The following is a 5,975-nucleotide window of genomic DNA, read 5'->3' as shown; positions in this document are numbered from 1 at the left end:
CGTCGGCCGTGAGCAGCGCGAGGTCCACGGCCGCGGCCGTCCGCTCGGACCACTCGAAGTCACCGCCGGACGCGAGGGCATCCCCGGCGGCGAGCCCCAGCAAAACAGCGCCGGACCGATCATGCTGTTCGGGTGTGAGCACGGCGACCTCCGTGGCAGGAGCAACGACATCGAATGCGCGCAGCATACGTCCCGGCGGCACGGCCGACAAGGCGGCAGCCCCCTCCCGTGGCGCGCATTCGCGATGGCGGAGAACGACCGGCGCGGGCGTCATCGTGCGTCACGGGAATAGTCGGGGATGCCTGCACCTTGTTATTCTTCGGAAGTCCCCGGTGAACACACCCGGCCCGGAGACTCCCTCGTGTGAAGGACCGCCACCCTGGTCTTTCACCTTCCGAAGCGTCAAACCGGCGGTTCGATTCCCTGCATTCGCGTTAGGCATTCCCATGAAGCTCACGTTCCGCTCCGCGCTCGTCGCGGGAGCCATCGTCACCCTCGCAGCACTGTCCCTCACCGCGTGCGCCAGCGGCGGCACGGCCGGAAGCACGAGCGGCGCAACGACCGCCGACGATTCCCTCGCCAAGGTGCAGAAGGCGGGAACGCTCACGGTCGGGACAGAGGGAACATACCGCCCGTTCTCGTTCCACGAGAACGGCGCCGGAGACATCACCGGATACGACGTCGACGTGGTCAAGGCCGTCGCCGCCAAGCTCGGAGTCACCGCGACCTTCCAGGAGACCCAGTGGGACGGCATCTTCGCCGGGCTCGAGGCCGGCCGGTTCGACGCGATCGCCAACCAGGTCTCGATCACCCCTGAGCGCACCGCCAAGTACACCTTCTCCACCCCGTACACCTACTCGACGGGCGTGATCGTCGTGAAGTCGGACAACACCTCGATCACCTCGTTCGAGAGCCTCTCCGGGAAGACCACCGCCCAGTCGCTCACGAGCAACTGGAACACCCTCGCGACCCAGAGCGGCGCCAACGTGCAGGCCGTCGAGGGCTGGGCGCAGTCCGTCGCCCTCGTCGAGCAGGGCCGGGTCGACGCCACGATCAACGACAACCTGACCTTCCTCGACTACAAGAAGAACAACGACGCTTCGGGGCTCAAGGTCGCCGCGACCACGACCGACAAGTCGGAGAGCGCCCTCGCGTTCGCCGGCGGCAGCACCGCCCTCGCAACCGCCGTCGACACCGCCCTCGCCGATCTTGCCGCGGACGGCACCCTGACCTCGATCTCGGAGAAGTACTTCGGGGCCGACGTCTCGAAGTAACCAGCAGATGACTCAGTCGAACTGGGACCTCGCCCTCAGCGCACTGGGTCCGATCCTGATGGGCGCCATCCAGGGCACGATTCCGCTCGCGCTCGTCTCCTTCGCGCTCGGTCTCGTGCTCGCGCTCGTCCTCGCGCTCATGAGGTTGTCCCGGCAGCGCTGGTTGTCCGCGATCGCCCGGGTGTTCATCTCGATCGTGCGGGGAACGCCGCTGCTCGTGCAGCTCTTCGTGATCTTCTACGGGCTTCCCTCGCTCGGGCTTCTGATCGACCCGTGGCCGAGCGCCGTGATCGCCTTCTCGATCAATGTCGGCGGGTATGCCGCAGAGGTCATCCGCGCCGCGATCCTCTCCGTGCCCCAGGGCCAGTGGGAGGCGGCCTGGATGGTCGGAATGTCCCGCAGCAAGGCACTGACCCGGATCATCCTGCCGCAGGCCGCCCGCGTCTCGGTCCCCCCGCTGTCGAACACGTTCATCAGCCTCGTCAAGGACACCTCCCTCGCCTCGCTGATCCTTGTCACCGAACTCTTCCGGCAGGCCCAGAAGGTCGCGGCGTTCAGCCAGGAATTCATGCTGCTCTACCTCGAGGCCGCGCTCGTGTACTGGGTGATCTGCCTCGTGCTCTCGACCGTGCAGGGCAGGCTCGAAAAGCGATTGGACCGTTATGTCGCCCATTGATACCCCGCTCGACCCGCCGACCGAGCCGCAGCACGGCGAAGGGACAGAGCCCGCGGCATCCGCCGCCCTGCTCACCGTTCGGGGGCTGCGCAAGAGCTTCGGCTCGACCAGCGTGCTCGAGTCCATCGACCTCACCGTCGCCCGGGGCCAGGTGCTCGCCCTGATCGGCCCCTCCGGCTCGGGGAAGACCACCATTCTGCGGTGCCTGAACGGGCTCGAAACCGCGGACGGGGGCACGATCACGATCACCGCCGAGGTCGCAGACGCCACGCAGGTCGCCGCCACGCCCGGGGACCCCTCACTCGCCGGAACCGCGATCACGGTCGACTTCGGCGCCGTCAAGGGCCCGAGCGACAAGAGCCTCGCGGCCCTCCGCGACCGGTCGGCGATGGTGTTCCAGAACTACAACCTGTTCCCGCACAAGACGGTGCTCGAGAACGTGCTCGAGGGTCCTGTCGTCGTGCAGCGCCGCCCGAAGGCGGAGGTCACCGCGGAGGCGCTCGCTCTCCTCGCCCGGGTGGGTCTGGCCGACAAGACGGATGCGTTTCCGTTCGAACTCTCCGGCGGCCAGCAGCAGCGGGTCGGGATCGTGCGGGCGCTCGCACTCCGCCCCCAGCTCCTGCTCTTCGACGAGCCGACGTCCTCGCTCGATCCTGAGTTGGTCGGGGACGTGTTGCGCCTGATCAAGGAACTCGCGATCGAGGGGTGGACCATGGTGATCGTCACCCACGAACTGGAGTTCGCCCGGGAGGTCGCGAGCGAGATCGCCTTCGTCGACGGCGGCACGATCGTCGAACACGGCGACCCCAGGCAGGTGCTCCGGAACCCGCGCGAGGAACGCACCCGGCAGTTCCTGCACCGCCTGCTCAACCCGTTCTGAACGCGCCCGCCCGGTCCGTCGATCCCGCCCGTCCGCACCGCTATCGTGATGCCATGGCAACAGCAGCGGTGACCACGCAACGACGCGTCTTCGGGGTCTTCCGCCTCGCGATCGGGATGCTCCTCCTCGCGAGTGTGCTCACTCAAGTCGTCGACCAGGCTGTGCACGACGCCTTCGTGCCGACGGAGTACTTCGGGTACTTCACGGTGCAGTCGAGCCTGGTCAACGCGGTCGTCCTGCTCTGGGGCGGTTCCCTCGCCCTCCGGTTCCGGGCAGACCCGGAGCTTTTCACCCGGATCAGGATGTCGGGGCTCTGCTACGCGATCGTGACCGCGGTCGTCTACAACGCACTGTTGCGCAACGTGGTGTCCGACGGTTTCACCGGGATCGCCTGGCCGAACGAGGTCCTGCACGTCTGGGCGCCGATCTTCATCCTGGTCGATTGGCTCCTCGCCCCTGGGCGGCCGGCCCTCGCCTGGAAGGCCCTGGGCTTCGCCCTCCTGTATCCGATCGTGTGGGTCGTCTACGCCGTGATCCGCGGCGCCGTCACCGGGTTCTACACCTACCCGTTCCTCGACCCGACCGGACCCGGCGGATATGGGAGCGTCGGCGGGTACGTGCTCGGAATCGCCGTCGTCATCGCGGGCCTCGCTGCTGCGGCGATCTCCGTGAGCCGGGCGGGGCATGCGACAGGGGTCACGGCTTCGACAGCTGTTCTGGCGGAAGATCCGGCAGCATCCCTGTCGCCTCCAGCTGACGCTCGCGCATCGCGAGGAACAGCGGAAAGCTGAACGCGAAGGCGAGAACGAACGCGAGGACGACGTAGAGCCAGGCGCGTTTCATGCCGAGCCGGCGGGCTTCGACGATGATCAGGATACTGCCTGCCACGGCTGTCACAAGCAGGTCGACGGTGAGCGATGACACCGAGGGGCCGCTTCCGGTCCAGTCGCCGACGTAGTCGCGCGCCTGGCTGATCGAGAGGATGTTGTACGTCCAGGTGCCGATCAGGCCGGCAATACTCAAGCCGAGGTACACGAGGGCGAGCGGGGTCCAGTTCCGGGTCATGCCGACAGTATGCCGCCCCTTCCCGCTCCGTCCCGTCACGTCGACGCGTCCACCCACCTCGCGAGAGCGTAATTTTGGCCCTTAAACCAGCGGTTTAAGGGCCAAAATTACGCTCTCGCGGAGAGGAGACGCGCGCGGGTCAGTCGGCGGGGCCGGCGGTGAGGGTCGCGGATGCGGTGTGGGGTGCCCCGGCGGTGTCCGTCCAGGTGAGGGTGACCGAGTCGCCGGGGTTGTACGCCGTGAGGGTCGAGGTGAGGGCGGCGGCCGAGGTGATCGACGTGCCGTCGACGGCGGTGATGGTGTCGCCCGCGACGATCCCGGCGGTGGCGGCGGCCGAACCGGCGACGACCGCCGTGATCACGGCCGAGTCACCGGTCGTGGCCGTCGATCCGGTGGTGCCGGATGCCGCGCCGAGGCTGCCGCGGTAGCTGCGGCCGTTGACAGAGCCCGTGTCCGTCGACGTGGTGGCGCCCGAACCGACCGCGACCCCGAGGAACGCCGGGTAGCCGATCGTGACAGTGCTCGTTTCGACGCCGGTGTGGATCAGGGTGACGACCTCGAGGGCCGCGTCGATCGTGATCGCGAAGCCACTGATCGTCGCGGTCCCTGAGGACGCCGCCGTGTCAATGCCGATGACCTCCCCGTCGGCGTCGTAGAGGGGCCCGCCGGAGTCGCCGGACTGGATGTCCGCGTCAACCTGGATCAGGCCGGTCAGGGTTTCGGCGTCCGTGGCATCCTCGCTCGACGCGGTGATGGTCTGGTCGACGCTCGTGACGGTGCCGGCCGCCGCGGTGAGGGTGCTCGTTCCGCCGGCGTTGCCGACCCCGGTGACCGCGTCCCCCGCCGCGACGGTCGAGGTCGTGTCCAGAGTGGCGGGGACCAGCCCGGAGGCATTCTCGAGTTTCAGCACGGCGATGTCCTGCGAGGAGTCCGTACCGACGACATCCGCCACATAGCTCACGCCGGTCGAGACGACCGTCACGCTGATGCTCGTCGCGCCGTCGATGACGTGGTTGTTGGTCAGGATCTCACCGTTCGAGGTGAGCACGATTCCGGTGCCGGCCGCTTCGGCGCTCTGGTACTTGAGGACGGTGTCGATGACGACGACGCCGACCGACTGCGCGGCCGTTGCCGCAGTGGTGTCGAGCGCGGTGGCCGTCGTCGCGGATGCGGTGCCGGACCCATAGTTGGAGGGGCCGCCGGGGCGCAGGCCGGAGGTACCGAGGGTCGCCGAGGAACCTGAGGTTCCCGATGATCCGGTTGATCCCGCAACCGAGCCCGAGCTGCTCGTGCCCGACGTCGAGCTGTTCGAGGAGGAGGCCGCGGCGACGACCTGGGCGACGGCCATCGAGGAGAAGTACAGGCCGGCGCCCGTCGTCGCGGTGACGAGGGCTGCAGCGAGCCCCATCGAGACGATCACTCCGGCACGGAAGCGCGGCCGGTGGAAGGCCGGGTTGACGACGGGTGCGGCCAGGCTGTTGCCCGTGGGTTCCGTGCCCGTGGATTCCGTGCCAGTGGGTTCCGTGCCAGTGGGTTCCGTGCCCGTGGGTTCGGTGCCAGTCATTGTGAGATCCTTTTCCTCCGGGTGACGGCCGTACCGTCGCGACTGGTTCCCACCCAAGTCCCGGAAGCTATCGGATTTCTATGAGGCGTCGTGGTGTTGGCCCAGAGGGTCCCGCCCATCGACTGTGAGCCCCTCCGGGCAGGCCGGGCCGGTCAGACGAGCACAGCGTCAGACGAGCACAGGTCCAAACCGGCGCAGCTTCAGACGAGGACTGTGCTGCCGATTTCACTGAAACCCTGATCGGTGACGGTGACCTCGAGCTTCGCCGGAATCTGTTCCTTCATCGAATCCACGTGGCTGATCAGTCCGATGGTGCGGCCACCGGCCCGGAGGCCGTCGAGGGTGCTCATCGCCGTTTCGAGCGTTTCGCTGTCCAGGGAGCCGAAGCCCTCATCGACGAAGAGGGTGTCGAGCGCGATTCCGCCGGCCTGGTGCGAGACGACCTCGGCGGCATGAACACCCTCGCGTCGAAAATCGCCGCGGACTCCGACCTCGCTCAGGCTAAAATCGACTACG

Annotated in this window: 7 protein-coding genes; 4 read left to right on the top strand and 3 right to left on the bottom strand. The window is 67.7% G+C overall.

Features of this window, described 5'->3' with window-relative positions; all coding sequences use genetic code 11:
- Window positions 1-446: 446 nt before the first annotated feature.
- Genes QN345_RS14610 through QN345_RS14595 form a run of 4 tightly spaced genes read left to right on the top strand, consistent with a single transcriptional unit; the run spans window position 447 to window position 3,621 of the window.
- Window positions 447-1,274 (top strand): amino acid ABC transporter substrate-binding protein, encoded by an 828-nt coding sequence (locus QN345_RS14610; RefSeq protein WP_322135389.1) that lies wholly within the window; start codon window positions 447-449, stop codon window positions 1,272-1,274.
- A gap of 7 nt (window positions 1,275-1,281) precedes the next feature.
- Entirely contained in the window at window positions 1,282-1,950 is a 669-nt protein-coding gene (locus QN345_RS14605; protein ID WP_322135388.1) for an amino acid ABC transporter permease, read from the top strand.
- A complete protein-coding gene (locus QN345_RS14600) occupies window positions 1,937-2,830 on the top strand; it encodes an amino acid ABC transporter ATP-binding protein (protein ID WP_134561501.1) in 894 nt (297 codons plus the stop codon). The genes QN345_RS14605 and QN345_RS14600 overlap by 14 nt, the downstream gene beginning before the upstream one ends.
- A 53-nt stretch (window positions 2,831-2,883) precedes the next feature.
- A complete protein-coding gene (locus QN345_RS14595; RefSeq protein ID WP_322135387.1) occupies window positions 2,884-3,621 on the top strand; it encodes a Pr6Pr family membrane protein in 738 nt (245 codons plus the stop codon).
- Here the strand turns inward: QN345_RS14595 and QN345_RS14590 are convergent.
- From QN345_RS14590 to QN345_RS14580, 3 genes are all read right to left on the bottom strand, one after another.
- Window positions 3,527-3,895 (bottom strand): DUF2834 domain-containing protein, encoded by a 369-nt coding sequence (locus QN345_RS14590; protein WP_322135386.1) that lies wholly within the window; start codon window positions 3,893-3,895, stop codon window positions 3,527-3,529. The two genes, QN345_RS14595 and QN345_RS14590, sit on opposite strands and share 95 nt — an antisense overlap.
- A 139-nt stretch (window positions 3,896-4,034) precedes the next feature.
- Entirely contained in the window at window positions 4,035-5,459 is a 1,425-nt protein-coding gene (locus QN345_RS14585) for a S1C family serine protease (RefSeq protein ID WP_322140918.1), read from the bottom strand.
- A 200-nt stretch (window positions 5,460-5,659) separates the two neighbouring features.
- Window positions 5,660-5,975 (bottom strand): hypothetical protein (locus QN345_RS14580; RefSeq protein ID WP_323508799.1); only part of this gene is annotated, 316 nt, incomplete at its 5' end.

Origin of the sequence: Cryobacterium sp. 10I1 (genome assembly GCF_035019805.1) — a bacterium.
In the GTDB taxonomy this organism is placed as follows: domain Bacteria; phylum Actinomycetota; class Actinomycetes; order Actinomycetales; family Microbacteriaceae; genus Cryobacterium; species Cryobacterium glucosi.
Note: the sequence above shows the minus strand (reverse complement) of the source record. Positions and strands in the feature narration are given on the sequence as shown.